A 24,654-nucleotide genomic window follows, 5' to 3' on the forward strand; every position below is an offset into this window, starting at 1 on the left:
GACGTTGCGCCCGGAGCGCTGCTGGTAAAGGAACTCACCCATGACGTTTTTGCGCGTAGTGATTGCATTTTTGATGCTCGTAAGCCTGGCAGGTCAGGCGCAAACAATAAAAGAGAGTTACTCCTTTGCGGTCATTGGCGAACCTAAATACGCTGTCAACTTCACCCATTTTGACTATGTAAATCCCGCCGCACCCAAAGGCGGCAGCGTGACTCTCTCCAGCATTGGCACTTTTGATAACTTCAACCGTTTTGCCCTGCGGGGAAACGCCGCGGTTCGCACCGAGTCCCTTTACGATACGCTGTTTACCACCTCCGATGACGAACCGGGAAGTTACTACCCGCTCATCGCCGAGATGGCCCGCTATGCCGACGACTACAGCTGGGTGGAGGTCATGCTCAACCCGAAAGCCACGTTTCACGACGGCTCTCCCATTCGCGCCAGTGATGTCGCCTTCACCTTCCATAAATTTATGACCGAAGGGGTGCCACAATTTCGCCTGATCTATAAAGGGACGACCGTCAAAGCCATTGCGCCACTGACGGTGCGCATTGAATTAGGTGAACCCGGTAAAGAGAACATGCTGAGCCTCCTCTCTTTGCCAGTGATGCCGGAAAAATTCTGGAAAGATCATAAACTAAGTGATCCCATTGGCACGCCCCCGCCTGGCAGCGGCCCCTATCGCATCACTGCCTGGCGCATGGGTCAGTATGTCACCTGGTCGCGCGTGAAGGATTACTGGGGAGCTAACCTGCCTGTAAACCGCGGGCGCTGGAATTTTGATACTCTCCGCTACGATTACTACCTCGATGATAATGTGGCCTTTGAAGCCTTCAAAGCGGGCGCGTTTGATATGCGTACCGAAGGCAGCGCGAAAAACTGGGCTACCCGCTACATCGGCAACAACTTTAGCCGTGGCTATATCGTCAAAGATGAACAGAAGAACACCTCAGCTCAGGACACACGCTGGCTGGCGTTTAACATCCAACGTCCCGTCTTCAGTGACAGGCGAGTGCGCGAAGCCGTCTCCCTGGCGTTTGACTTCGAATGGATGAACAAAGCATTGTTTTATAACGCTTATAGCCGGACCACCAGCTATTTTCAGAACACCGAGTATGCCGCTCGTGGTTACCCTGATGCGGCAGAACTGACGCTGCTGGCACCGATGAAAGCCGAGATCCCCCCTGAAGTTTTCACAACCATCTATACCCCTGCCGTCTCGAAAGGGGATGGTTACGATCGGGAAAACCTGCTGAAGGCAAGCGAATTGCTTACCCAGGCGGGCTGGGTAATGAAAAACCAGCAACGGGTTAATGCAAAAACCGGTAAACCCTTCGTTTTTGAGATACTGCTGCCTTCAGGGGGCAACAATCAGTGGGTGCTCCCTTTCCAGCATAACCTCGCGCGTCTGGGCATCACGATGGACATTCGACAGGTTGATAACTCACAGATAACCAACCGCCTGCGCAGCCGGGATTACGATATGATGCCGCGCGTCTGGCGGGCAATGCCGTGGCCCAGCGCCGACCTGCAAATTTCATGGGGGTCGGCCTATATCGACTCTACCTATAACTCCCCCGGCGTAAAAAGTCCCGTCATCGACAAGCTTATCGCGCAAATTATTCAAGCGCAGGGCGACAAGGCACGGCTGCTTCCCCTGGGACGCGCGCTGGATCGTGTACTGACCTGGAATTATTACATGTTGCCGATGTGGTATATGTCTGCCGACCAGATAGCCTACTGGGATAAATTTTCGATGCCGGGGAGTCGTCCTGTCTATTCGCTCGGCTTTGATACCTGGTGGTATGACGTAAATAAAGCGGCAAAATTGCCCGCCGCCAGACGTTAAGGAGAAGGAATGGGCGCTTATCTGATTCGCCGCTTATTGCTGATAATCCCGACGTTGTGGGCCATTATCACCATTAACTTTTTTATTGTGCAGATAGCACCAGGCGGCCCGGTTGATCAGGCCATCGCCGCTATTGAATTTGGTCATCAGACCGGATTGCCGGGCACAACGACAGAGGGTGCCAGCGCCACTCACGCCCGCACCGGTGTTGGCAGCGCGCTGAGCAATGACAGCCACTACCGCGGTGGCCGTGGGCTGGATCCTGAGGTGATCGCCGAAATTACGCAGCGTTACGGTTTTGATAAGCCCCTGCATGAGCGTTATTTCAAAATGCTCCGGGATTACGTGCGTTTTGATTTTGGCGAGAGCCTGTTCCGCAGTGCCTCCGTCCTGCAGCTTATCAAAGAGAGTATGCCGGTTTCGATTACGCTCGGCCTGTGGGGAACGCTGATTATCTACCTGGTTTCCATCCCGCTTGGCATTCGTAAAGCCGTCTGTAACGGCAGTCGGTTTGATATCTGGAGCAGTGCGTTCATTATCATCGGCTACGCGATCCCGGCATTTCTGTTTGCCATTCTGTTAATTGTTTTCTTTGCCGGCGGCAGCTATTACGACATCTTCCCACTGCGAGGGCTGGTATCCGCAAACTTCGATACCCTGCCCTGGTATGGCAAAATCACCGACTACTTATGGCACATCACCTTACCGGTACTGGCAACGGTGATTGGCGGCTTTGCCGCACTGACCATGCTCACTAAAAATTCCTTTATGGATGAGATCCGTAAGCAGTACGTGGTTACCGCGCGGGCAAAAGGGGTCAGCGAGGGGCCGATTATGCGCAAGCATGTCTTCCGTAACGCCATGCTGCTGGTTATTGCCGGCTTCCCCGCGACCTTCATCAGCATGTTCTTTACCGGCTCGCTGTTAATTGAGGTGATTTTTTCGCTAAACGGCCTCGGCCTGCTGGGTTATGAAGCGACCGTCTCCAGGGATTATCCGGTGATGTTTGGTACGCTCTATATTTTCACCCTGATCGGCCTGCTGCTGAATATCCTCAGTGATATCAGTTACACGCTGGTCGACCCGCGTATCGATTTCGAGGGACGCTGATGTTTCACTTAAGCTACGTCAATCAGACCCGTTGGGCGCGCTTTCGCCACAATCGTCGCGGCTACTGGTCGCTGTGGATTTTTATGCTGCTGTTCGCCTTCAGCCTCTGCGCTGAACTGATCGCGAATGATAAACCGCTGCTGGTACGCTATCAGGGGCAGTGGTACGTGCCAGTGGTGGCAAATTACAGCGAGAGTGAGTTTGGCGGCCCCTTTGCCACCCCGGCGGATTATCAGGATCCCTGGCTGCAAAACCAGATAAACCAGCACGGCTGGATGCTACAGGCGCCGATTCGCTTCGGCGCGCGCAGCATTAATTACAGTACCACGCAGCCCTTCCCCTCCCCGCCCTCTGCACAAAACTGGCTCGGTACTGATGCAAACGGTGGCGACGTACTGGCGCGCATTCTCTATGGCACACGCATTTCCCTGCTCTTTGGCCTGATGCTCACCGTCTGCTCCTGCGTAATTGGCGTGCTGGCCGGCGCGATTCAGGGCTACTACGGCGGCAGGATCGACCTCTGGGGGCAGCGCTTTATTGAGGTGTGGTCAGGCATGCCAACGCTGTTCCTGATTATTTTGCTCTCGAGCGTGGTGCAACCGGGATTCTGGTGGCTGCTGGCGATTACCGTATTATTTGGCTGGATGAGTCTGGTGGGCGTGGTGCGTGCTGAATTTCTTCGCACCCGCAACTTTGACTATATACGGGCGGCACAGGCACTTGGGGTAAACGATCGCAGCATAATGCTGCGCCACATGCTGCCCAATGCGATGGTCGCAACCCTCACCTTTTTGCCGTTTATTTTATGCAGCTCCATCTCAACGCTCACCTCCCTCGACTTCCTCGGCTTCGGTTTACCTCTGGGGTCGCCTTCTCTGGGCGAGCTGCTGTTACAGGGTAAAAATAACCTCCAGGCACCGTGGCTGGGTATTGCAGCCTTTCTGTCCGTCGCGGTGCTTTTATCACTGTTGATATTTATTGGTGAAGCCGTGCGCGACGCCTTTGATCCCAATAAGGCGGTCTGAAATGACAACCCCGCTGTTACACATTGATTCCCTCTCTATCGCCTTTCGCCAGCAGGCGACCCTGCGCACCGTGGTAAGCGATCTCTCCTTACAGGTTCATGCAGGCGAAACCCTGGCGCTGGTCGGCGAATCCGGGTCCGGTAAGAGCGTAAGCGCCCTGTCGATTCTGCGCCTGCTCCCCTCCCCCCCCGTTGTTTATCCGCAGGGTGACATCTTTTTTCATGGTGTAAGTCTGCTGCACGCCAGCGAGAAGACGTTGCGTCAGGTGCGCGGTAACAAGGTCGCCATGATTTTTCAGGAGCCGATGGTGTCGCTGAACCCGTTACATAACGTGGAGAAACAACTTTATGAAGTGCTTTCGTTGCATCGTGGCATGCGCCGCGAAGCAGCCAGGGCAGAGATCCTCACCTGCCTCGATCGCGTAGGTATTCGTAACGCCCGCCAGCGCCTGGGGGATTTTCCGCATCAGCTTTCCGGCGGCGAACGCCAGCGCGTGATGATTGCTATGGCATTGCTGACGAAACCAGAGCTGCTGATTGCCGATGAACCCACAACGGCCCTGGACGTGACCGTTCAGGCGCAAATCCTCGCACTGTTACAGGAGCTGCGCCATGAGCTCAACATGGGGTTGCTGTTTATCACCCACAACCTTGGCATCGTCAGAAAACTGGCGGACAACGTTGCGGTGATGCAGAACGGCAAATGCGTGGAACAAAACCGCACGGAAGCCCTTTTTTCCGCCCCAGCTCACCCCTATACGCAACGGCTGATTAACAGTGAACCGGCCGGAGATCCCGTTCCCCTGCCGACAGCCACGGCCCCGCTGTTGCGTGTGGAGAACCTGGGGGTGCGTTTCCCCATTCGTAAGGGCGTCCTGAAGCGTGTCGTTGGGCATAATGAGGTGGTCAAAGGGGTGAGTTTTAACCTGCGCCCCGGTGAGACGCTGGGGCTGGTAGGGGAATCGGGTTCAGGTAAAAGCACCACGGGCCTTGCGCTGCTGCGCCTGATTGCCTCTGACGGGAAGATTCATTTTGATGGGCAGCCCATTGACCAGTGGGATCGCAAAAAGATGCTGCCAGTACGCCATCGTATTCAGGTGGTCTTCCAGGATCCTAACTCATCGCTTAATCCGCGACTTAATGTTCAGCAAATCATCGAAGAGGGGCTGCGGGTGCATCAGCCAACGCTGACCCCACAGGCGCGGGAGGATCAGGTGGTTCGGGTAATGGAAGAGGTGGGACTGGATCCTGAGACACGTCGGCGGTTTCCCGGTGAGTTTTCGGGGGGCCAGCGCCAGCGTATCGCGATTGCCCGTGCGCTGATTCTGAAACCGTCACTTATTATTCTCGATGAACCGACCTCGTCGCTTGACCGCACCGTGCAGGCTCAGATTCTGACGTTACTCAAGACCCTTCAGCAGACGCACAGGCTGGCCTACATTTTTATCAGCCACGATTTGCAGGTCGTGCGAGCCTTATGCCATCAGGTTATCGTGCTAAGACAAGGGGAAGTGGTCGAGCAGGGAGAGTGCGAGCAGGTCTTCAACAACCCGCAACAGGCGTACACGCGTCAGCTGCTGGCGCTACGCTGACGCTCAAAACGGGTTCTGGCGGGTAAACGGCTCGGCGATGGCTACACCGAAGTTTTTCAGACGACAGGTCGCCGCGTGCTCATCCTGACAGTTTACGAACAGGCAGGGTTCCCCTTCGCACTCCACCACAGAGCAATCCACTTCAATATCACTTAACGCCTGACTGAGTTTATGCATTACCGGCCAGGCGTTATCACCGTCCGGACTCAGCAGCTTCAGGGCGACCAGGCTACCTTCCGCATCGTTACCATTCTGCGGAATCGGTTCAACCCTGGCACCTGCAAAACCATCCAGCCAGCGATAGCTCTGAGGGAGACGATGGATGATGGAGAGTTGTAATGTATTCACGTTCATTCCCCGGAAGTCACTTAACTTCACAAATATTTTACAATCATGTTAACACATTATTGACAAATCGTCGCGCCACCTACGGTGAAAAGGTGAAAAGCGTTGTGTCATGCGGATTAGCGGTTCATTTAATAAGGTTTTCTTGTCGAACAGCTGCCACTTTTTCGGCTATATGTACCTGTTTATGAGATCTAACTCAACCTTTTTCACTACAAGGATGTGACTTTTTACATTAATTGATTTTACATAAAAGAAACAAACGCGTGCGAATGTAAGTCGGTTTGGGTTGATATGTGTCAAAAAAGGAAGCAATTTTGCTCCCTTTTGTTGATAGCCACTCACCGCAGTCAGGCAGATTTTTTACCGCGGCTGGCGTAGAGGTAAAAGAGAATTGAGCAGGTCGCGCAGAGGCTGATTGAGCCAATCATCGGCCAGGCGGAGGTGAAGGTCGACAGCGATAACAGCGCACCCACAATAGCCCCGATACCAAAGCGGAACGTGCCGGCCAGAGAGGACGCGGTGCCAGCCATGTGTGGAAACTCATCTAAAATCACCGCCATCGCATTCGAGGACACCAGCGAGACGCAGCCAATAAAGGCGGCAACCCCTACCACCAGCGACCAGAAACCGGCCCCCAGCAGTGCCGTAACCACCATCCAGACAGCCATAGCAAACTGGATCCACAGCCCGCCACGGAACATGTTCAGCGCGCCTACGCGGCGTACAAACCGTCCGTTAATAATGGTCAACAGGAACAGAAACACGATGTTTAACGCGAAGTAATAGCCAAAATTCTGCGGGGAAACATGGTTGACTTCGATGTAAACAAAAGGCCCGGCACTGAGAAAAGAGAACATGCCGGCAAAACTAAAGCCACTTGCCAGCATGTAGCTCAGTACGCGTTTATGGCGAAATAAAGCGGCAAAATTGCCCACCGTGGTACGCAGGTGAAAAGGCTGACGTCGCTCCGGCGGCAAGGTTTCACGAATGAAAAACGCGATCATGGCTGAGGCCAGCAACGCCGCAATGGCAAGGATCCAGAAGATAGTGTGCCAGCTAAACCAAATCAGCACCGCCCCGCCCACCATAGGTGCCAGTAAAGGGGCAATCGTGGTCACCAGCATGACGAAAGACATCATGCGGGAAAATTCTTCTCGCGGATAGATATCCCGCATCAGGGCATTGATTACCACGCTCGCCGCGGCGGCAGCGAGACCGTGAAAAAAGCGCATGGTAATGAGCTGATCGATAGTTTGTGCCAGCGCACAGGCGACGGCGGCAGCGGCGAAAATCAGCGTGCCGCCAAGGATAACCGGTTTACGTCCGATACTGTCGGCCATCGGCCCGTAAAGCAGTTGTCCCAGCGCAAAACCCAGAATGTAGGTGCTGAGGGTCATTTGCGCACTGCCCGCAGGTACACCAAACTGCTCAGCGATAACCGGCAGTGCGGGCAGATACATATCAATCGACAGCGGCATTAGCATGGCCAGCAGGCCAAGGATGAAAACAATACTCAGTGATGAGTGTGGCCTGGTGGTCACGTCAAGCTCCTGTCTCAGTGCGGCGGTAACCCGACGCTGGCTATCTCTTCTTCTGTCAGCGGGCGGTACTCCCCCTCTGCCATTCCGTCATCGAGCGCAATTGCGCCGATACGCTCACGGTGCAGGCCCACAACGTGGTTGCCCACGGCGGCAAACATACGTTTGACCTGGTGGTAACGGCCTTCACTGATAGTCAGGCGCACCTGGGTTGGGGTGATCACTTCAAGATGTGCCGGGCGGGTGAGATCTTTTTCATTATGCAGTTGCACGCCTTTGGCAAACTGCGCGGCGGTATCCTCTGAGACTGGTGACTCCAGTTCAACCAGATAGGTCTTCTCGCAATGGTGGCGCGGCGAGGTAATACGGTGCGACCATTGTCCGTCGTCGGTCATCAGAACCAGCCCGGTGGTATCGATATCCAGGCGCCCCGCTGCATGCAATTTGTGCGCGACGGGCTCATCAAGAAAATAGAGCACGGTCGGATGATCGGGATCGTCGGTAGAACACACATAACCCTGGGGTTTATTGAGCATGAAGTAACGCGGGCCTGTCTGCTGGGCCAGTGCGTTACCCTCATACTCTACCTCCTGTTCCGGGAGCAGTTTGAACGCCGCATCTCTTACAATTTCGCCGTCTACCGTAACGTGGCTGGCGCGGATTTGACGCCCGGCAATAGCACGGCTTACGCCGAGTTGCTGAGCGATAAATTTATCAAGTCGCATGAAGTTGTTTTGCCTGTATGGTGCTGGGAGCAGGACTTTCGTCCTTAAGAAGGCTCAGGTGATTTACGCCTGTCAGTATAGCGGTCATTCTACTCCGCTCAAGGGAAAGATTCGTGGCATACTTGTGACATTGATGTTGTCACACCATGAAGAGCATGACTTTTACTTTACGCCCTTATCAGCGCGAAGCGGTCGACGCCACCCTCGCCCACTTTCGCCACCATGATGAACCTGCCGTGATTGTCCTGCCGACCGGCGCGGGCAAAAGCCTCGTGATTGCCGAGCTGGCAAGAGTCGCGCGCGGACGCGTGCTCGTCCTCGCCCATGTGAAAGAACTGGTGGCGCAAAACCACGCCAAATACCTCGCTCTCGGGCTGGAAGCGGATATTTACGCCGCTGGCCTGAAAAGCAAGCAGAGCGAAGGGAAAGTGGTGTTCGGTAGCGTGCAGTCGGTTGCGCGTAATCTCGACCACTTTCAGGGTGAATTTTCATTGCTGATTGTCGATGAGTGCCACCGCATCAGCGACGACGATGAAAGTCAATATCAGCAGATTTTACAACATCTGCGCAAGGTAAATCCCCGCGTGCGGCTGCTCGGCCTGACCGCTACCCCCTTTCGGTTGGGCAAAGGCTGGATTTATCGTTTTCATTACCACGGCATGGTGCGTGGAGATGCTAACGCGCTGTTTCGCGACTGTATTTATGAACTGCCACTGCGCTATATGATCAAGCACGGCTATCTTACGCCGCCGGAGCGGCTGGATATGCCCGTTGTACAGTATGATTTCAGCCGCCTGCAGGTACAGAGCAACGGGCTGTTCAGTGATGCAGACATGAATCGCGAGCTGAAAAAGCAGCAGCGCATAACGCCACACATCATTAGTCAGATAGTTGAGTTTGCAGCATCACGTAAAGGGGTGATGATTTTCGCCGCCACCGTTGAGCATGCCCGTGAAATTACCGGTCTGCTGCCGGCGGATGATGCCGCACTGATCACGGGCGAAACACCCGGCCCCGAGCGGGACGCGCTGATAAATGCGTTTAAAGCGCAGCAGTTTCGCTTTCTGGTCAACGTCTCCGTACTCACCACCGGCTTTGATGCCCCGCATGTCGATCTTATTGCGATTCTGCGCCCGACGGAGTCCGTCAGTTTGTATCAGCAAATTGTGGGCCGCGGTCTGCGTCTGGCGCCGGGTAAAACCGACTGTCTGATCCTCGACTATGCCGGGAATCCACACGATCTTTACGCTCCCGAAGTGGGCTCACCAAAAGGTAAAAGCGATAACGTGCCGGTGCAGGTCTTCTGCCCGGCCTGCGGCTTTGCTAATACCTTCTGGGGCAAAACCACCAGTGACGGCAAACTCATTGAGCACTTTGGTCGTCGCTGTCAGGGGTGGTTTGAAGATGATGACGGGCTTCGCGAGCAGTGTGATTACCGTTTTCGCTTTAAAAATTGCCCGCAGTGTAATGCGGAAAACGATATTGCTGCCCGCCGTTGTCGTAGCTGCGACGCTATTCTGGTCGATCCCGATGACATGCTGAAAGCCGCGCTGAAACTCAAAGATGCGCTGGTGCTGCGCTGTAGCGGGATGGATTTACAGCACGGCGCTGATGATAAAGGCGAATGGCTGAAAATCACCTATTACGATGAAGACGGGGCCGACGTCAGTGAGCGTTACCGCTTGCAGACTCCGGCGCAGCGTACCGCCTTCGAGCAACTTTTTATACGCCCGCACACCCGTACACCCGGCGTGCCGCTGCGCTGGATAACGTCCGCCGATATCATTGCCCAGCAGGCGCTACTGCGCCACCCGGATTTTGTGGTCGCACGCATGAAAGGGCAGTTCTGGCAGGTACGCGAAAAAGTGTTCGATTATGAGGGACGCTTTCGCCGTGCCAATGAGTTACGGGGTTAACTCACGCCCGTGTGACTTGTCACAGAGGGGGGATATGGGTATAATCCCGCCCGCTTTTGCATCCGCAGAGCAGAAAATCTGCCTGTTGCTGGGTCGCCTGCAGCAGGAACTATAGAAGAGAGTTTTAAATGTTTACTATTAATGCAGAAGTACGTAAAGAGCAGGGTAAGGGTGCGAGCCGCCGCCTGCGCGCAGCGAACAAATTCCCAGCTATCGTTTACGGTGGTGAAGAAGCGCCGTTCGCTGTTGAACTGGATCACGACAAAGTATGGAACACCCAGACTAAAGAAGGTTTCTACACTGAAGTTCTGACCCTTGCCGTTGACGGCAAAGAAGTAAAAGTGAAAGTTCAGGCTGTTCAGCGTCACCCGTTCAAGCCAAAACTGACTCACATCGACTTCGTTCGCGCGTAATCGCCGACATCGTCGAAAAAAAACCCCGCCATGCGGGGTTTTTTTATGGGCAAATTATTTACCGCTCATTCTGCGCTGGAGCTGATCGCGAAGATTAGGCGGGGTGCCTTTAATGGTCAGGGTATCCGTGGCCGGGTCCCAGAAGATGCGCTCGCCCAATAGCATGGCATCGAAGTTAATGGTCAGGCCGCCGCCGCTACCCGCATATTTGGTTAGCTGGCGTAACGTACTGCGGTCTGCCGGAAAACTCTCTTCGAGCTCATAGCCTTTTTCGGCGGTAAAGTCCTGGAAGCTGACTTCACTGACACCGGCTAACTCTTTCGATAAAGACGCCAGCTCAATTTCTTCGCCCGCCTGCAACTGCTCATTGCAGTAGGTATAGACCTGCTTACGGACCTCCTGGCGCTCAGACTTATCCAGCTCGGCTTGCGCGGTAAAGTCATCCACCGCCTGCAGCAGGCCACGGTTCTGAGCTTTTGCGTTTAATCCTTCACTGGCACCCAGGAAGTCCATAAAGAAATCAGAAACCTTTCGCCCTACCCGCCCTTTCAGGAAGGTCAGATAACGGCTGGACTCCGGGTTGGTTTCCCATTCGGTTAAATCAATACGCGCCACGATATCGGCGTGGTTGATGTCCAGATAATGCGTTGCACTGATGTCCAGCTGTTCGTTGACGCGCATGCTGCTGAGGTTGTTCAACACCGTTATCAACAGATATTCGACAGCCAGGTAGCGGTAATGACAGAAGAGCACCACGCCGCCGTCAGCAAACGGGTACTTCACCAGTTCATCACGCAGGCGTCCGGTCGCTGCACGGCTAAAGGCCAGAAAATCCTCTTCACCCTGACGTTGCTGGCGCAGAGCTTCTGCCAGTTCGCTCTCTTCATTAAACATGCCATAGGCTTTATTTTTGGCGCTGTAGACCCGGTGTAACTCGGCAACCATCTCCTCAACGGGGGCTGTCGGTTCCAGCAGTGAATCGCGCAGCACCAGCTCAAGATTCTGCTCATCGCGCTTGATAAGCTGATGCAGGGCAATCTGGTTGATATCCAGACTCATGATAAACTCTCCTTTGTGACCGGGCGGTATTCAACCATCCCCCAGGCAACTGTGCAACCGCTGATAAAAAAGCAGAAAAAAAGCTGTTGCTACGGTAATATGTTGGACTTTATGAATAAACAGATTTCGATTTATGCCACAGATTTCCCGTTATAGTGATGAACACGTAGAGCAACTGCTGAGTGAACTGGCCCAGGTGCTGGAGCAGCATAAGACACCAACCGATCTTTCCCTGATGGTTCTTGGGAACATGGTGACGAATTTGATCAATACCAGCGTTGCACCCGCTCAGCGCCAGGCTATCGCAAAGTCTTTCGCTCAGGCTCTGCAATCGTCTGTTAATGACGATAAAGCGCACTAAGGTAAACAGCGACATTATATGGTGACTCATCGTCAGCCCTACCGAGAAAAAGTCTCCCAGATGGTTAGCTGGGGGCACTGGTTCGCCCTGTTCAATATTCTGTTGTCCATGGTGCTCGGTAGCCGCTATCTCTTTGTTGCCGACTGGCCGACAACCCTCGCCGGACGAATTTATTCTTACCTGAGCGTTGTCGGGCATTTTAGTTTTTTGGTCTTTGCGACCTATCTACTGATTTTATTTCCTCTCACGTTTGTTGTGATGTCGCAACGTCTGATGCGCGCGCTCTCCGCCATTCTGGCGACCGTGGGCATGACGCTTTTACTTATCGACAGTGAAGTTTTTACCCGTTTCCATCTCCATCTCAATCCCATCGTCTGGGAACTGGTGATTAACCCCGATCAGAATGAAATGGCCCGCGACTGGCAGCTTATGTTTATCAGCGTGCCGGTTATCCTGCTGATTGAGATGCTGTTTGCGACGTGGAGCTGGCAAAAACTGCGCAGTCTTACTCGCCGCCGCCATTACGCGAAGCCGGTGGCCGGGTTCTTCTTCGTGGCGTTTGTCGCCACCCATGTGATGTACATCTGGGCTGATGCCAATTTTTATCGCCCCATTACCATGCAACGTGCGAATCTGCCGCTCTCGTATCCGATGACAGCACGCCGTTTTCTTGAGAAGCACGGTTTGCTTGATGCGCAGGATTACCAGCGTCGCCTGGTCGAACAGGGGAATCCTGAGGCCGTGTCGGTACAGTACCCTCTCAGCGATTTGCGCTATGTGGATATGGGGCCTGGCCATAATGTGCTGCTGATTACCGTCGACGGGCTGAACTACTCCCGTTATGAAAAGCAGATGCCGCAACTCGCCGCTTTTGCCGGGCAGAACATTAACTTTACGCAACATATGAGTTCAGGAAATACCGCAGATAACGGTTACTTCGGCCTTTTCTATGGCATTTCCCCGGCGTATATGGATGGCGTGTTATCTGCCCGCGTGCCCGCCGCACTGATCACTGCGCTTAATCAGCAGGGCTATCAGCTGGGTCTTTTCTCTTCAGATGGCTTTAGTAGCGCGCTTTACCGGCAGGCACTGCTTTCTGATTTCTCCCTGCCTGCAGCGAGAAAACAGAGCGATGCGCAGACCGCCGATCAGTGGATTGACTGGCTGGGTCGCTACGCGCAGGATGAAACCCGGTGGTTCTCATGGGTCGCTCTGAACGGCACCGGTTCCCAGGACAGCAATCAGCAAAACTTTACCCGCCGCTACAGCCATGCGGTGAGCGATGTCGATACGCAGATAGGTCGCCTGCTGACTACGCTGCGTGACGCCGGCAAACTGGAGAATACCGTGGTCATTATTACCGCCGGTCACGGTATGCCAGCCGCGAAAGCTAAAAATGATTTTGCGTGGTCCCGTGAAAACCTCCAGGTGCCGTTAGTGATCCACTGGCCGGGTACGCCTGCCCAGCGCATCAACAAGCTGACCGATCATAAAGACATCATGACCACGCTGATGCAGCGCCTGCTGCATGTCAGCACACCAGCTAATGAGTATTCACAAGGACAGGATCTGTTTAACGCCACCCGTCGCCATAACTGGGTCACGGCGGCAAGCAACAACGCACTGGCGATAACCACCCCGCAAATGACATTGTTGCTCAATCAGAACGGCAATTATCAGACCTGGAACGTTCAGGGCGAGAAGGCAGAAGATCAGAAACCACAACTCAGCTTACTGTTGCAGGTTCTGACGGATGAAAAACGATTTATCGCTAACTGATTGATTAATTATGAATCACTCAGTTAATCGGTACTTGCAATCATCTGTGAAAAGGGTACTATTAGCGCCACAAATCGGCACGTAGCGCAGCCTGGTAGCGCACCGTCATGGGGTGTCGGGGGTCGGAGGTTCAAATCCTCTCGTGCCGACCAAAATATCCCTTAAAAAAACCAACCTTTCACGGTTGGTTTTTTTATGCCTGCACTTTGCCAGTGGCGTAAGTAAGGTGAAACTGATTTAGATAACCTGGCCCCTTTACTCATCCACCCTGTTACGCAAACACCGATCAGCCCATTTACTACATGTCCTGCCAACTCCTCGCACGCATACGCGTTACCATCCAGTGCCTGCCGTGCAACCGAACGACTGGCAGCGCCGAATTTGTAGCGCATACAAACTCAGAAACGCTCGCCCAACATACGGACTCAAAATGAACCAACAAAAAGCGGCTTTACCACATCGTTGCTAACCCGACCATGCTTACAAAAAGGATATTCTCCGAGTACTCTTTGAGTTCGTTAAGATAGCTATCATCACTATTTTTCAGCATTTCAATCGCGGAGGCAGCGCTTTCTGCTTCAGCCTCAAAATGATGTTTTTTGTAGCCGTGTCTTTTAAGAAGTGCAGCTGCGTCCTTATCCACACTCTCTTTAGTAAATACACGTGCGCAGGAATCATTGTAATAAAAAACATAAACAGTCATTTACACCTCCACGGATCAGGCCAATGTGCCGAGGTTCCTAAATTAACTTTTTTAACAGGGGGAGACTGACTGGTGGGATCAAATTACCTACTAATATCATTGATGAATATGTAACAGTTTTACACGGCGGAAGATGACGCCTTTCGGCTACCCCCACCTCTTTCTTCAGGCAATATTCATTCGCCCCCTTTAGGTTCCTCATCGCAGGTAGTTCATCAACCATGCCGGTTGTTTTTTATCGCGGCTATTTACCGGCTTCTTACCCCCGCCCCTTCTCATGATGTTTTCACTAATGTGTGCCAGGCGGCATTCTTTTACCGATAAAATGACCTAAGCTCGTTGGCACTTGCGTGCACATAAGCTGACTACCGTGTAAGACGGGGGATTCGATGAAAAATGTCATCATAAGCATGATTGCCAAAATTTCTAAAATGGACGCAGAAGCAAAACAGCTTACGGCGCGTGTTGAAGCACAATCACTGTTACTCAGCGCACTGATGCTGACCATAGGCAAAAACGGCGGCGTTCGCGATATCATCGACAATGTAAAAAAGGCGATAAACACAGCCGTTGACGCAGCGGAAAGCCCCCTTAAATCGGACGCAGAGATGTTGCTTACTGAGTTTACAGAACTGCTCTCCGTCACCCGCCTGCTGGATGACGCCGATGCCGAGATTGACTACCAGTCACTGAATAACCAGCTTTCTGACTCCAGTCAGTAGGCCTGACCTGAGAACGCTGAGAGGCAAACCAGGCCCCCTCTCTCCGACGGCGTTGTTACGATCCTGTCAAGGGGACAGGAGCGATGCGCAGGGGCGTCAAAGAGGATCGTTAAATGCAATCAGTACTCACGCAAATAAAGATCCTCTTATCCAGAAGCCGCAGAGGGAAGTATCGCGGTAACTGCCATAAAAAGGCGAGCGGTACAGGTGTCTCTTCCCGGGCGGATGCGGGTTACAGCGCGATATCCGAGACCGGTTCGTTATCTGCAGGCACGACCTGCGCAGGTTTACGTACCGGTGGGGTGACATCGGCAATCAGCGATTCATCGCACTTAAGCCCCAGCACACGGCTGGTGTACTGCGACTCTTCACTGGCAGCGTCGGTGTTACCATCCAGCTGTACGCCGAGGAACGGGATGATCCTTTTGAGCGTAGCCTGCCATTCTGGTGAGGCCACTTTTTCCGGGAACACTTTTTCCATCAGCTCCAGCATAATCGGGGCCGCCGTGGACGCGCCTGGTGAGGCACCCAGCAGAGCGGCAATGGTTCCTTCTTTGTCGCTGACGACTTCCGTGCCAAGGCGCAGCACGCCACCTTTTTTCCCGTTACGCTTAATGATTTGCACCCGCTGACCCGCCTGCCACAAACGCCAGTCCTCTTTTTTGGCAAGGGGATAATATTCACAGAGCGCGTCAAAACGGTCGTCGTCGTTCTGCAATACCTGGTTGACCAGATACTTCACCAGACCAAAGTTCGTCAGTCCGACGCTGACCATAGGCAGGAAGTTAGAACGGTTGGTTGAACCAAGCAGATCCCACAACGAACCATTTTTCAGGAAACGGGTAGAGAAGGTAGCAAAAGGTCCGAAGAGCACCACGCGTTTACCATCGATGATACGGGTGTCGATATGGGGAACCGACATCGGTGGCGCCCCTACGGATGCCTGACCGTAGACCTTCGCCAGATGGTGATTCACCACGTCCGGATTTTCCGACACCAGGAACTGTCCTCCCACCGGGAACCCGGCGTAGTCTGCCGCTTCCGGAATGCCCGATTCCTGCAGCAGTTTCAGCGCGGCTCCCCCTGCGCCAATGAAGATAAACTTCGTCTTCACCACCTGCTCTATGCCCGAATGCTTACCGGCAATGGTGACGTTCCAGGTGTTGTCCGCGTTGCGTTTAATCGCGCGCACTTCGCTGCCCAGTTTCAGCGAAAAGTTCTCTTTTTTCTGCAGCGATGTAATCAGCTGGCGAGTTATCTCGCCGAAGTTGACGTCGGTGCCGATCTCCGTGCGCGTGGCCGCCACTTTCTGCTGGGGATCGCGCCCTTCCATCACCAGCGGCGCCCACTGTTTAATCTGGTCGTGGCTTTCGGAGTAACGCATACCACGGAACAGCGAGCTTTGCTGCAATGCCTTATAACGGGCACGCAGGAAATTCACGTTTTCATCGCCCCACACCATGCTCATGTGCGGAACGGTATTAATAAAGGAGCGGGGATTGCTCAGCACACCGGTTTCCACCTGATGCGCCCAGAACTGGCGAGAGATACGAAACGCTTCGTTAATCTCAATCGCCTTCTTGATACTGATAGAACCATCCTGGTTTTGCGGGGTGTAGTTCAGTTCCATTAACGCAGCGTGCCCGGTACCGGCATTGTTCCAGCCGTTGGAGCTCTCTTCCGCCAGGGCATCCAGCCGCTCGACCATGGTGATTGACCAGTTGGGCTCCAGCTCCTGGAGGTAGGTCCCCAACGTGGCGCTCATGATCCCACCACCGATTAAAAGCACATCCGTTTCCTGCGCTTTCGACGCGTTAGCTTTTGCCGCCGCTGAGACAGCATTAAGCCCGACAGCCATCGAAAACAGCTTGGCAGTCATTCTTTTCATGATGTTATTGCCTTACTTTTAGTGCTGCTTTATTAGCATTTATCGCGGGTAAACTTGTTAGCGAGACTAACCTAGCACTTAAAACGGCGTTTTTAAATAATGTTTAAACATTAAATAGTCATTATATAAATGTTACTAATAAGTTGCTTTTTAGCATTAAAAATAACCGTTTTTACTGGCATTGTGGTTTGATTATCAGTACTATTTTGCCCCTTAATAAAACCGAGGCACTCATATCTTTTTGTTATGCTTTTGGTCACTTTCCAGTCCGAGAAGTCATGTCTGAAAAAATAAACGGTTCTTCTGACCTCGTAAGTGAGGTTCTGCGTTCGCCCCGGCGGTTGACACGCGAAACGCTGGCGGGCGTTATCACTGCACTGGCACTCATTCCTGAAGTTATTTCATTTTCGGTGATTGCCGGGGTCAGCCCGATGGTGAGCCTGCTGGCCTCCGTTGTGCTGTGCATCAGTATGTCTGTTCTGGGTGGCCGTCCGGCAATGGTGACGGCGGCGGCAGGTTCCGTCGCGCTGGTTATTGGGCCGATGGTTCACCAGCATGGGGTGAACTACATCCTGCCAGCAGTCGTGCTTGCGGGTGTGATTCAGATTATTTTCGGTGTGACACGGATGGCACGCCTGATGCGCTTTATCCCGCAGTCGGTCATGACCGGCTTTGTCAATGCGCTGGGCATTCTGATTTTCTTTGCTCAGGTGCCACATTTCTGGAGCCGCGACCCGCTAATTCTGGCGCTTTTCGCGCTAACGCTACTGATAGTGCTGTGGTGGCCGCGCTTTGTTAAAAGCATTCCGGCACCGCTGGTGGCGATTGTGGTCCTGACGCTATTCTCGTTTTATAGCGGGCAATCTCTGCCGACCGTCGGTGACGCAGGCCCGATGCAGGGTGGTCTGCCAGGGTTCACTCAGTGGCTGGTTCCCCTGAACCTCGACACGCTCGCAATAGTCTGGCCCTGTGCGCTGAGCATTGCGTTTGTTGGCCTGCTGGAATCCCTCCTGACTGCGCGTCTGGTGGATGACATCACCCATACCCCTTCCAGCAAAAGCCGCGAAAGTACCGGCCTTGGCATTGCAAATATTCTGGCCGGTTTTTATGGCGGGATTGCTGGTTGCGCGATGATCGGTCAGACCATTGTTAACGTCGAGATGGGCAAAGGCCGTAGCCGGGTATCAACGCTGGCAGCGGGCCTGGTTCTGCTGCTATTGGTCACCGCTTTAAGCCGGGTGATGGCAGAAATTCCGATGGTCGTGCTGGCCGGTATTATGGCGCTTGTCGCTGTCAAAACCTTTAACTGGAAGAGTATTCAACCCGGAACGCTCCGGGTTGCGCCTGTTGCCGAAACCCTGGTCATGCTGGTCACCGTTGTGGCTACCATCACGACCGATAACCTGGCGATTGGCGTTGTCGCTGGCCTGATTACGATGGCCATCCTGCCAGCCCGTTTGCATACCAAACGTGGTGCTACAGCAGAAAAAGTGTCGCCAGTCCAAGAAAAATAAAGAACCCCCCGGTGTCGGTAATAGCGGTAATAAGCACGCTGGAACCGACTGCCGGGTCACGACCCAGGCGCATCATTACCATAGGTATAGTCACGCCCATCAGTGCCGCCACCAGCAAATTCAGGACCATCGCCAGCGTCATTACGCCTCCCAGCGCAATGTCACCGTAAAGCAGCCAGGTCACGCCCCCCATGATCCCGCCCCATACCAGACCATTTATCAGCGCCACGCCCAGCTCACGGAAAATTAAAAACCGAAAGTTCCCCGGCTGGATAGTTTTCAATGCCAGCGCACGGACAATCATCGTGATGGTTTGATTCCCCGTATTGCCGCCAATGCCGGCGACGATAGGCATCAGAGAGGCCAGTGCCACCAGCTGCGAAATGGTGTGCTCAAAACCATCAATAACCCGTGAAGCAATAAACGCAGTGCACAGATTGATGGCCAGCCATGCCCAGCGGTTTTTCACCGCACGGGTTACCGGAGCAAAGACATCCTCTTCACTGCTGAGCCCTCCCATGCGACGCAGATCGTTATCCGTTTCTTCATAGACCACGTCAATAATTTCATCGATGGTCAGGCGACCCAGCAGTTTACCGTCCGGTTCCACCACCGCCGCACTGATTAAGTTATCGCGCTCGAAGGTTCGGGCCGCATCTTCCGCATCTTCATGGGGGGAAAATACCACTGGTTCGGCGTTCATCACCTCGTCGACGCGCCTGTCACCTGTGTTAAGCAGGATAGTCTGAAGAGCCAGTTCACCGACCAGTATGCCATCCTCTCCGGTGACAAAGAGTTTGTCGGTGTTTTCAGGCATCGAACGACGCTGGCGTAAATCATGCTGGACCGTTTCGAGGGCCACATCCGGTCGGACGGTGATCACCTCAAACTCCATGATGGCCCCGACACAATTTTCCTGATACCGCATCACCTGATAGACGCGGGCACGCTCTGCTGCGGGTAGTGTTGCCAGCAGCCGGCCGGTGAGGTTACGTGGCAGATGTTGTACCAGCCAAATCTGCTCATCAATATCGAGAGTTTCAAGCGCATTCAGCAACGCTTTATCGCTCATCTCCTCAACCAGGTCTTCCCAGACGCTGACGGAGGCCTCAAGGAGAATTTTGCCGCGCTTCTCATCTTCTACCGTGCGCCAGAGGGCGTGACGTCCTTCAACCGGCAATCCTTCGAGGGTGTCGGCTAAATACGGGGGCGGCAGGTGCGAGACCAGAGCCTTTACTTCATTAATGTCACTGGTCAGTGCATGCGCATCAACCTGCTCTGCCAGGGTCAGTTCTCCACGCAACGCTGCGGTGAGGGCTTTATGGGTGGTAAGTAACCAAATCAGGCGAGCGCGTTCCTGATCGCGTAAGCGGGCGCTCTTTTTGGTGATAACAGACATAACAACGTCCCTGCAAAGTAATCCGGCAGGCTTAAGCATAGCGGCAGGTTGTGTAAAAAAAACTAAACGAGAAGCGTGAGTGGGGAAAAAACAGACAGCGCCCCCGCAAGAGAGGGCGCTATAGCTTATGCGGTACGGGCGACGGCGTCCCGGGAGGCCTGCGCACGCTCTTCGCCGGTCAGCTCGCTGAGCTGCCCGTTACGCATCTCAAGCAGGCGATCGGCATGGACAAAGTAGTGATCGTCGTGGCTGATGGCGAAGATAGTCTTGCCCATCTCCTGCATCAACGGCAGCAGGATCTGATAGAACTCACGCCGGAAATGAGGATCCTGGTCTGCGGCCCACTCATCAAGCAGCAAGATGTCGCGTTCTTCGGCCAGCGCCAGGAGCAGAGCCACCCGCTTCTTCTGCCCTTTCGATAATTTAAGATCGAGGATTTTACCGTCTTTAAGCGTCAGTTTATGCGACATCTTCAGCTGGTAAAGCCATTTATCCACCAGCTGCGGGTTAGCCTGCTCCCCCTGCGGCCCCAACAGCTGATCGAACAACCAGACGTCGGTGAAAACAGCCGAGAAGAGTTTGCGATAATCTTCCGGTTTTTCCTGGGCCAGAGGTTTGCCATCGAGCAGAATTTCACCGGAGGAGGGTTGGTACAGCCCGGTGAGCAGCATGGCAAGCGTGGATTTTCCGCTGCCGTTTCCGCCAATCAGGAACACCTGCTCACCGCGCTTCAGGGTCAGGTTAACAGGCCCCACGGAAAAGGTATTGTCCTGGTAGGCGAAGGTCACATCGCGCAGTTCAAGCGTCTTCCAGTCCGGGTAACGTTGCGGGCGGGGAAAGTCGGCTTTATAAGGCGTCAGTGAGAATTGTTTGAGCTTATTGAAAGCGACCTGAGCGCTGAGCAGCGTAGGTAACGCGCCTACGGCAGAGAGCAAGGGAGTGCGCAGGAAGAGCAGCGTCAGCGAGTAGGTCGCCGCCACGTTGGTATCGGCCCAGCCCAGACTGTTTGCCATCCAGAAGACAAGGCCTATCGCCCCCAGCATCATAATGTTCGACCAGTTCACCGCACTCAGGTGGAAGGTGTCAGCACGAATAATATGGTGACGATATTCACGGGCATCAGGAAGGTAGAGATGGTTAAAGATATGTTCGGCACGTTCCCGGTTGAGGGTCAGCTCTTTACGGCCTTCCAGTACGGTCTGAAAATCGTTGTACAGCTTGTCTTCGGTTTCACGTAAGGTCGCAATATGTTTATAAACGCGCGACACCAGCACAAAGCCGCCCCAGATAGTAATAGCCATCCATACAGCGGTGATCACCAGCATTTTACCTGATAACCATGCCAGATAAGCCGAGGAACCTACCGTCAGGATTATTCCCTGCACCAGCTCCGGCAGACGTACAAAAGCAATAGTGATGTTGCGCACATCGCTGGTCAGCCCGGCAAGCAACGACGCGCTACCCAGCTGTTCAATACGTTCAATGGGGGTATCGAGGATGCGCTTTATGAACTCGCTGCGCATACGATAAACAAAGTGATGACCAAGAGCCGTCAAGGCCAGTTGCGATCCCAGCGTAACGGCCATTAACAGCAGCAACAGCCCCAGGAACTCCGGTAACACAGCAAGCGAAATGTCTACGGTTTCGATTAAACGCAGATTGATAAAGGCAATAAGACCAATGCCAAGCGCCGCGCTCAGTAACGTCAGCGCGAGAACGGCAATAAACGGCCAGCGATACTGACGCCAGACCAGCAAAAGAAGTTCCATAGCAACAACCTGTCAACATAAACAGCCCGCAGTTTAAACGGCTCGCCGTTTACATCAAGAATAATTCTTATTTTTATTCGCCTTTCCGGGCCTGACGAAAAGTGAGGTTGTACCGGCACTCGCCCGTCGCCGGGTGATGCCCCCGTTTCAGGGGAGAAATGCCATGATAGAAAAGCCGGGATTCACCTCCCCAGACCACCACGTCACCGTGTTCAAGCAGCAGCCGCTTAAGCGGATCGCTGCGCCTGAGTCCGCCAAACTGGAAAATCGCCGGTAAGCCCAATGAGACGGAAACAATAGGGGCGCGTAAATCGGGTTCGTCTTTATCCTGATGTAACGAGAGTTTTGCGCCAGGAACATAGCGGTTAATCAGGCAGGCATCCGGGGTGAAATCCGCATACCCCGCCGCCACGGCGGCATCATGGCAAAGCGTCGTGAAAACGGTCGGCATGGCAGGCCAGGGGAGACCGGTTTGGGGATCGACAGCAGAGTAAAGGTAACCGCGAGGATCTGTGGTCCAGCCAACTTCGCCACAGTTAGTCATCGCCACCGACATGGTGTAGCCCCCCGGCGTGACCATGTGGCGTAGCGGTGAACGCTGCGTAACCTGCGCTATACCTTCGAGCAGCGCCCCGGCCCGCGTGAGCGCAAAGCGTCGTAGCACCACCGCACCGGGAGCCAGCTCCTCCTGCCAGGGCACTTCATCGGGAAATAAATCTAACATCCTCTCTCCTTCTCTTCGGCTTCCTGTTGCAGTAATCGCGCTTTGCGCGTAGCTCCCCAGCGATAGCCCGACACGCCGCCATCCGCACGGACGACCCGGTGACAGGGCACCACAATTGCCAGGGTGTTTGCCCCACAGGCGCGTGCGACAGCGCGCACCGCCGTGGGTTTACCAATCCGGGTTGCCAGCGTCTGGTAACTGATGGTCTGGCCGGGGTCGAGAGCACGTAACGCCTGCCACACCTGAAGCTGGAAAGCCGTACCACGCAGATCCAGGGGCAGCGAAAAAGGCGAACGCGGATCGTTAATCCGCCTAACCACCTCAGCAACCCGGCCGGCAAAGTCCACGCTGCCCGGTTCGCGCTGCGCATGAGGGAAAATCTGCTGAAGTTCGGCCAGTAGCGCCGCCTCGCTGTCCGCCAGCAGGACGGCGCAAATGCCGCGCTCGCTTTCTGCCACCAGACAGTGACCTAATGAACAGCGGCTAAGCGCGTAGTACACAGCGGTGTTATTACCGCCCCGCCGGTACTGGCTGGCGGTCATACCCAATGCCGCATCGGCCTGTCGGTAGTAGCTGCTGTTATCCGGAAAGCCTGCCGCCAGTACGGCCTCAGTGATGGTATGACTCTGCGTTAACGTACTTTGCAGGCGTCGGGCGCGCCAGGCTTGCTGCCAGTTTTTAGGCGTCATCCCGGTTACATGCTTAAAAAGTCGGTGGAAATGCCAGGGGCTCATCGCCACCGCGTTCGCCAGCGCATTCAGGCTGACGGGGGTATCCTGTTCCAGCAGACGACAGGCCTGTTCTACCTTCGCCTGACGCTGAAGCAGCGGATCGAGTTTATGGGGCTGACAGCGTTTGCAGGGGCGAAAGCCGGCGCTAAGGGCGGCGTCGGCATCCGGATAAAATGCAACGTTTTCCCGCAACGGGCGGCGTGAACGGCAGGACGGGCGACAAAAAATGCCGGTCGTGCGTACCGCAAAAACAAACTGCCCGTCATAACGACTATCCCGCGCGCAGACAACCTGCCAGCGCGGGTCATCAGCGTGGGGGGCAACGGAAAGCGATGTGGCTGTTTTCATCTCAGGCTCCTCGTTCAAGTCTAGCTCCACTTTGCGCGCGCGCCCGAGCGAAAAAACCCGCAATCTTGCTCTCTAATTTTTTTCTGTTAGCAAAAACGCTGAAAATTGTGGCGACATCCAGTGGGTAAAGCGATCGCCTTCGCGACTTACCATGTAGACAGCCAGACCTTCGCGCCGGGCGACAGCCTGCGCTTTTTCCTTACCCAGTACCATCAGACCGGTGTCCCAGGTGTCGGCCTCCAGCGCCGTCGGCGCGATTACCGTAACCGACACCAGATTATGCTCGATGGGCCTGCCCGTTTTCGGATCTATCACGTGAGAGATACGTTTCCCATCAAGCTCATAATAGTTGCGGTAGCTGCCTGAGGTGCTGATGCCATGACCGTTAATGTCGACCACGGCTTCCACCGCGTTTTCCCGGTCCGTCGGTTTTTGAATCGCTACGCGCCAGGGTGTTCCCTGTGCATTCATACCCCGGCTGACCAGCGCCCCCCCCACCGAGACGAGATAGCGTGAAATCCCTTCACGCTCCATCAGCGCCGCAAGATGGTCGGCAGCGTAGCCCTCCCCGACCGTCGAGAGATCAACAAACAGACCCGGCAGGTCCTTTTGCAGATACTGCTGCTGAGTCTGGTTAATGACCTTAAGGTGCTGTAAACCGGTTTGGGCTTTTGCCGCGTCGATTTGCGCCTGAGTGGGCGTCTTCACTGGCTGTTTATCGGGGCCAAAGCCCCATAAATTAACCAGTGGTCCAATGGTCACGTCCATTGCGCCATCGGTTTTTGCCCCGATGCGCAATGACATTGTGACGATATCCGCCATCGCTTCGCTCACCGGCCAGGGCTCAGGCGTGGTGGCATGGTTAAACTGCATCAGGGCAGAATCCTGTTTCCAGGTCGACAGCAGCCTGTCATCGCTGTCGAGCAGGGTCTGAATTTTTGCCACCAGGGCTTTTTTCTGCTCAGGCGTGGTCGCAGGTAGACTCACTCGCCAGAAGGTTCCCATGGTCTTACCTTCCAGCACCGTTTGCTGTTCCGGTTTCGGGGAGGTGTTATCACATCCCATAAGAGTAACAAGCACAAGCAGGATGCCCGCGCGCCAGAAGGTTGTCGCCATCGTTATGTCTCCCTGATTTCTGGTCG

Annotated in this window: 21 protein-coding genes and 1 tRNA gene; 11 read left to right on the forward strand and 11 right to left on the reverse strand. The window is 54.3% G+C overall.

Annotation, left to right across the window (positions count from 1 at the left end):
- Positions 1-73 precede the first annotated feature (73 nt).
- The 4 genes from M1D91_RS15705 to yejF are packed head-to-tail and all read left to right on the forward strand — an operon-like array spanning position 74 to position 5,575.
- The gene (locus M1D91_RS15705) at positions 74-1,849 is read left to right on the forward strand and encodes an extracellular solute-binding protein (protein ID WP_437430818.1); all 1,776 of its coding nucleotides are present in this window, start codon (positions 74-76) and stop codon (positions 1,847-1,849) included.
- Positions 1,850-1,858: 9 nt separating this feature from the next.
- Positions 1,859-2,959: a microcin C ABC transporter permease YejB gene (locus M1D91_RS15710; protein WP_437430774.1), complete on the forward strand. Its 1,101-nt coding sequence runs from the start codon at positions 1,859-1,861 to the stop codon at positions 2,957-2,959.
- Positions 2,959-3,984 (forward strand): microcin C ABC transporter permease, encoded by a 1,026-nt coding sequence (locus M1D91_RS15715; protein ID WP_437430773.1) that lies wholly within the window; start codon positions 2,959-2,961, stop codon positions 3,982-3,984. Before M1D91_RS15710 ends, M1D91_RS15715 begins: the two co-directional genes overlap by 1 nt.
- A 1-nt stretch (position 3,985) precedes the next feature.
- Positions 3,986-5,575 carry a microcin C ABC transporter ATP-binding protein YejF gene (gene yejF, locus M1D91_RS15720; RefSeq protein ID WP_437430772.1) on the forward strand — a complete coding sequence of 530 codons (1,590 nt, stop codon included), beginning with the start codon at positions 3,986-3,988 and terminating at the stop codon, positions 5,573-5,575.
- 3 nt (positions 5,576-5,578) lie between these two features.
- Here yejF and M1D91_RS15725 read toward each other — a convergent pair whose 3' ends face one another.
- The 3 genes from M1D91_RS15725 to rsuA all read right to left on the reverse strand — a co-directional run bounded on the left by M1D91_RS15725 (position 5,579) and on the right by rsuA (position 8,186).
- Complete coding sequence (locus M1D91_RS15725; RefSeq protein WP_437430771.1) at positions 5,579-5,923, reverse strand: YejG family protein; 345 nt, start codon at positions 5,921-5,923, stop codon at positions 5,579-5,581.
- 347 nt (positions 5,924-6,270) lie between these two features.
- Positions 6,271-7,464: a Bcr/CflA family multidrug efflux MFS transporter gene (locus M1D91_RS15730; protein WP_437430770.1), complete on the reverse strand. Its 1,194-nt coding sequence runs from the start codon at positions 7,462-7,464 to the stop codon at positions 6,271-6,273.
- Positions 7,465-7,478: 14 nt separating this feature from the next.
- A complete protein-coding gene (gene rsuA, locus M1D91_RS15735; protein WP_437430769.1) occupies positions 7,479-8,186 on the reverse strand; it encodes a 16S rRNA pseudouridine(516) synthase RsuA in 708 nt (235 codons plus the stop codon).
- A gap of 155 nt (positions 8,187-8,341) precedes the next feature.
- Between rsuA and M1D91_RS15740 the strand changes: the two genes are divergently transcribed.
- Positions 8,342-10,102 (forward strand): DEAD/DEAH box helicase, encoded by a 1,761-nt coding sequence (locus M1D91_RS15740; RefSeq protein ID WP_437430768.1) that lies wholly within the window; start codon positions 8,342-8,344, stop codon positions 10,100-10,102.
- Positions 10,103-10,230: 128 nt separating this feature from the next.
- Positions 10,231-10,515 (forward strand): 50S ribosomal protein L25, encoded by a 285-nt coding sequence (gene rplY, locus M1D91_RS15745; protein WP_437430767.1) that lies wholly within the window; start codon positions 10,231-10,233, stop codon positions 10,513-10,515.
- Between the two features lie 54 nt (positions 10,516-10,569).
- On the opposite strand, the gene yejK is transcribed toward rplY, so the two are convergent.
- Entirely contained in the window at positions 10,570-11,574 is a 1,005-nt protein-coding gene (gene yejK / locus M1D91_RS15750; RefSeq protein WP_437430766.1) for a nucleoid-associated protein YejK, read from the reverse strand.
- Positions 11,575-11,707: 133 nt separating this feature from the next.
- Here yejK and M1D91_RS15755 point away from each other — a divergent pair, with 133 nt between their 5' ends.
- The 3 genes from M1D91_RS15755 to M1D91_RS15765 all read left to right on the forward strand — a co-directional run bounded on the left by M1D91_RS15755 (position 11,708) and on the right by M1D91_RS15765 (position 13,866).
- Positions 11,708-11,935: a YejL family protein gene (locus M1D91_RS15755; protein WP_437430765.1), complete on the forward strand. Its 228-nt coding sequence runs from the start codon at positions 11,708-11,710 to the stop codon at positions 11,933-11,935.
- An 18-nt stretch (positions 11,936-11,953) separates the two neighbouring features.
- Positions 11,954-13,714 (forward strand): LPS biosynthesis-modulating metalloenzyme YejM, encoded by a 1,761-nt coding sequence (gene yejM / locus M1D91_RS15760; protein WP_437430764.1) that lies wholly within the window; start codon positions 11,954-11,956, stop codon positions 13,712-13,714.
- 75 nt (positions 13,715-13,789) lie between these two features.
- Positions 13,790-13,866 (forward strand) — tRNA-Pro (locus M1D91_RS15765).
- Positions 13,867-14,165: 299 nt separating this feature from the next.
- Here the strand turns inward: M1D91_RS15765 and M1D91_RS15770 are convergent.
- Complete coding sequence (locus tag M1D91_RS15770) at positions 14,166-14,417, reverse strand: hypothetical protein (RefSeq protein ID WP_437430763.1); 252 nt, start codon at positions 14,415-14,417, stop codon at positions 14,166-14,168.
- A 389-nt stretch (positions 14,418-14,806) separates the two neighbouring features.
- Between M1D91_RS15770 and iraP the strand changes: the two genes are divergently transcribed.
- Positions 14,807-15,139: an anti-adapter protein IraP gene (iraP, locus tag M1D91_RS15775; protein WP_437430762.1), complete on the forward strand. Its 333-nt coding sequence runs from the start codon at positions 14,807-14,809 to the stop codon at positions 15,137-15,139.
- A 232-nt stretch (positions 15,140-15,371) separates the two neighbouring features.
- Here iraP and mqo read toward each other — a convergent pair whose 3' ends face one another.
- The gene (mqo, locus tag M1D91_RS15780) at positions 15,372-17,027 is read right to left on the reverse strand and encodes a malate dehydrogenase (quinone) (protein ID WP_437430761.1); all 1,656 of its coding nucleotides are present in this window, start codon (positions 17,025-17,027) and stop codon (positions 15,372-15,374) included.
- 278 nt (positions 17,028-17,305) lie between these two features.
- Between mqo and M1D91_RS15785 the strand changes: the two genes are divergently transcribed.
- Positions 17,306-18,541, forward strand: coding sequence for a SulP family inorganic anion transporter (locus tag M1D91_RS15785; RefSeq protein WP_437430760.1), 1,236 nt, complete (start codon positions 17,306-17,308; stop codon positions 18,539-18,541).
- On the opposite strand, the gene mgtE is transcribed toward M1D91_RS15785, so the two are convergent.
- The 5 genes from mgtE to apbE all read right to left on the reverse strand — a co-directional run bounded on the left by mgtE (position 18,504) and on the right by apbE (position 24,628).
- Positions 18,504-19,940 carry a magnesium transporter gene (mgtE, locus tag M1D91_RS15790; RefSeq protein WP_437430759.1) on the reverse strand — a complete coding sequence of 479 codons (1,437 nt, stop codon included), beginning with the start codon at positions 19,938-19,940 and terminating at the stop codon, positions 18,504-18,506. The genes M1D91_RS15785 and mgtE overlap by 38 nt on opposite strands.
- 125 nt (positions 19,941-20,065) lie before the next feature.
- Positions 20,066-21,709 carry a multidrug ABC transporter permease/ATP-binding protein gene (locus M1D91_RS15795; protein WP_437430758.1) on the reverse strand — a complete coding sequence of 548 codons (1,644 nt, stop codon included), beginning with the start codon at positions 21,707-21,709 and terminating at the stop codon, positions 20,066-20,068.
- 73 nt (positions 21,710-21,782) lie between these two features.
- Entirely contained in the window at positions 21,783-22,433 is a 651-nt protein-coding gene (alkB, locus tag M1D91_RS15800; protein ID WP_437430757.1) for a DNA oxidative demethylase AlkB, read from the reverse strand.
- On the reverse strand, positions 22,427-23,512 hold the full coding sequence (gene ada / locus M1D91_RS15805) for a bifunctional DNA-binding transcriptional regulator/O6-methylguanine-DNA methyltransferase Ada (RefSeq protein WP_437430756.1): 1,086 nt from the start codon (positions 23,510-23,512) through the stop codon (positions 22,427-22,429). Before ada ends, alkB begins: the two co-directional genes overlap by 7 nt.
- A 72-nt stretch (positions 23,513-23,584) precedes the next feature.
- Positions 23,585-24,628 (reverse strand): FAD:protein FMN transferase ApbE, encoded by a 1,044-nt coding sequence (gene apbE / locus M1D91_RS15810; RefSeq protein WP_437430755.1) that lies wholly within the window; start codon positions 24,626-24,628, stop codon positions 23,585-23,587.
- Between the last annotated feature and the right edge of the window lie 26 nt (positions 24,629-24,654).

The organism is Enterobacter sp. SA197 (genome assembly GCF_054131575.1).

Bases quoted from the DNA above. Each gene is read 5' to 3' on its own strand.
- M1D91_RS15705 (WP_437430818.1), top strand. From the start codon at position 74: ATGCTCGTAAGCCTGGCAGGTCAGGCGCAAACAATAAAAGAGAGTTAC.
- M1D91_RS15710 (WP_437430774.1), top strand. From the start codon at position 1,859: ATGGGCGCTTATCTGATTCGCCGCTTATTGCTGATAATCCCGACGTTG.
- M1D91_RS15715 (WP_437430773.1), top strand. From the start codon at position 2,959: ATGTTTCACTTAAGCTACGTCAATCAGACCCGTTGGGCGCGCTTTCGC.
- yejF (WP_437430772.1), top strand. From the start codon at position 3,986: ATGACAACCCCGCTGTTACACATTGATTCCCTCTCTATCGCCTTTCGC.
- rsuA (WP_437430769.1), bottom strand. From the start codon at position 8,186: ATGCGACTTGATAAATTTATCGCTCAGCAACTCGGCGTAAGCCGTGCT.
- M1D91_RS15740 (WP_437430768.1), top strand. From the start codon at position 8,342: ATGACTTTTACTTTACGCCCTTATCAGCGCGAAGCGGTCGACGCCACC.
- rplY (WP_437430767.1), top strand. From the start codon at position 10,231: ATGTTTACTATTAATGCAGAAGTACGTAAAGAGCAGGGTAAGGGTGCG.
- yejK (WP_437430766.1), bottom strand. From the start codon at position 11,574: ATGAGTCTGGATATCAACCAGATTGCCCTGCATCAGCTTATCAAGCGC.
- M1D91_RS15755 (WP_437430765.1), top strand. From the start codon at position 11,708: ATGCCACAGATTTCCCGTTATAGTGATGAACACGTAGAGCAACTGCTG.
- yejM (WP_437430764.1), top strand. From the start codon at position 11,954: ATGGTGACTCATCGTCAGCCCTACCGAGAAAAAGTCTCCCAGATGGTT.
- M1D91_RS15770 (WP_437430763.1), bottom strand. From the start codon at position 14,417: ATGACTGTTTATGTTTTTTATTACAATGATTCCTGCGCACGTGTATTT.
- iraP (WP_437430762.1), top strand. From the start codon at position 14,807: ATGAAAAATGTCATCATAAGCATGATTGCCAAAATTTCTAAAATGGAC.
- mqo (WP_437430761.1), bottom strand. From the start codon at position 17,027: ATGAAAAGAATGACTGCCAAGCTGTTTTCGATGGCTGTCGGGCTTAAT.
- M1D91_RS15785 (WP_437430760.1), top strand. From the start codon at position 17,306: ATGTCTGAAAAAATAAACGGTTCTTCTGACCTCGTAAGTGAGGTTCTG.
- mgtE (WP_437430759.1), bottom strand. From the start codon at position 19,940: ATGTCTGTTATCACCAAAAAGAGCGCCCGCTTACGCGATCAGGAACGC.
- M1D91_RS15795 (WP_437430758.1), bottom strand. From the start codon at position 21,709: ATGGAACTTCTTTTGCTGGTCTGGCGTCAGTATCGCTGGCCGTTTATT.
- alkB (WP_437430757.1), bottom strand. From the start codon at position 22,433: ATGTTAGATTTATTTCCCGATGAAGTGCCCTGGCAGGAGGAGCTGGCT.
- ada (WP_437430756.1), bottom strand. From the start codon at position 23,512: ATGAAAACAGCCACATCGCTTTCCGTTGCCCCCCACGCTGATGACCCG.
- apbE (WP_437430755.1), bottom strand. From the start codon at position 24,628: ATGGCGACAACCTTCTGGCGCGCGGGCATCCTGCTTGTGCTTGTTACT.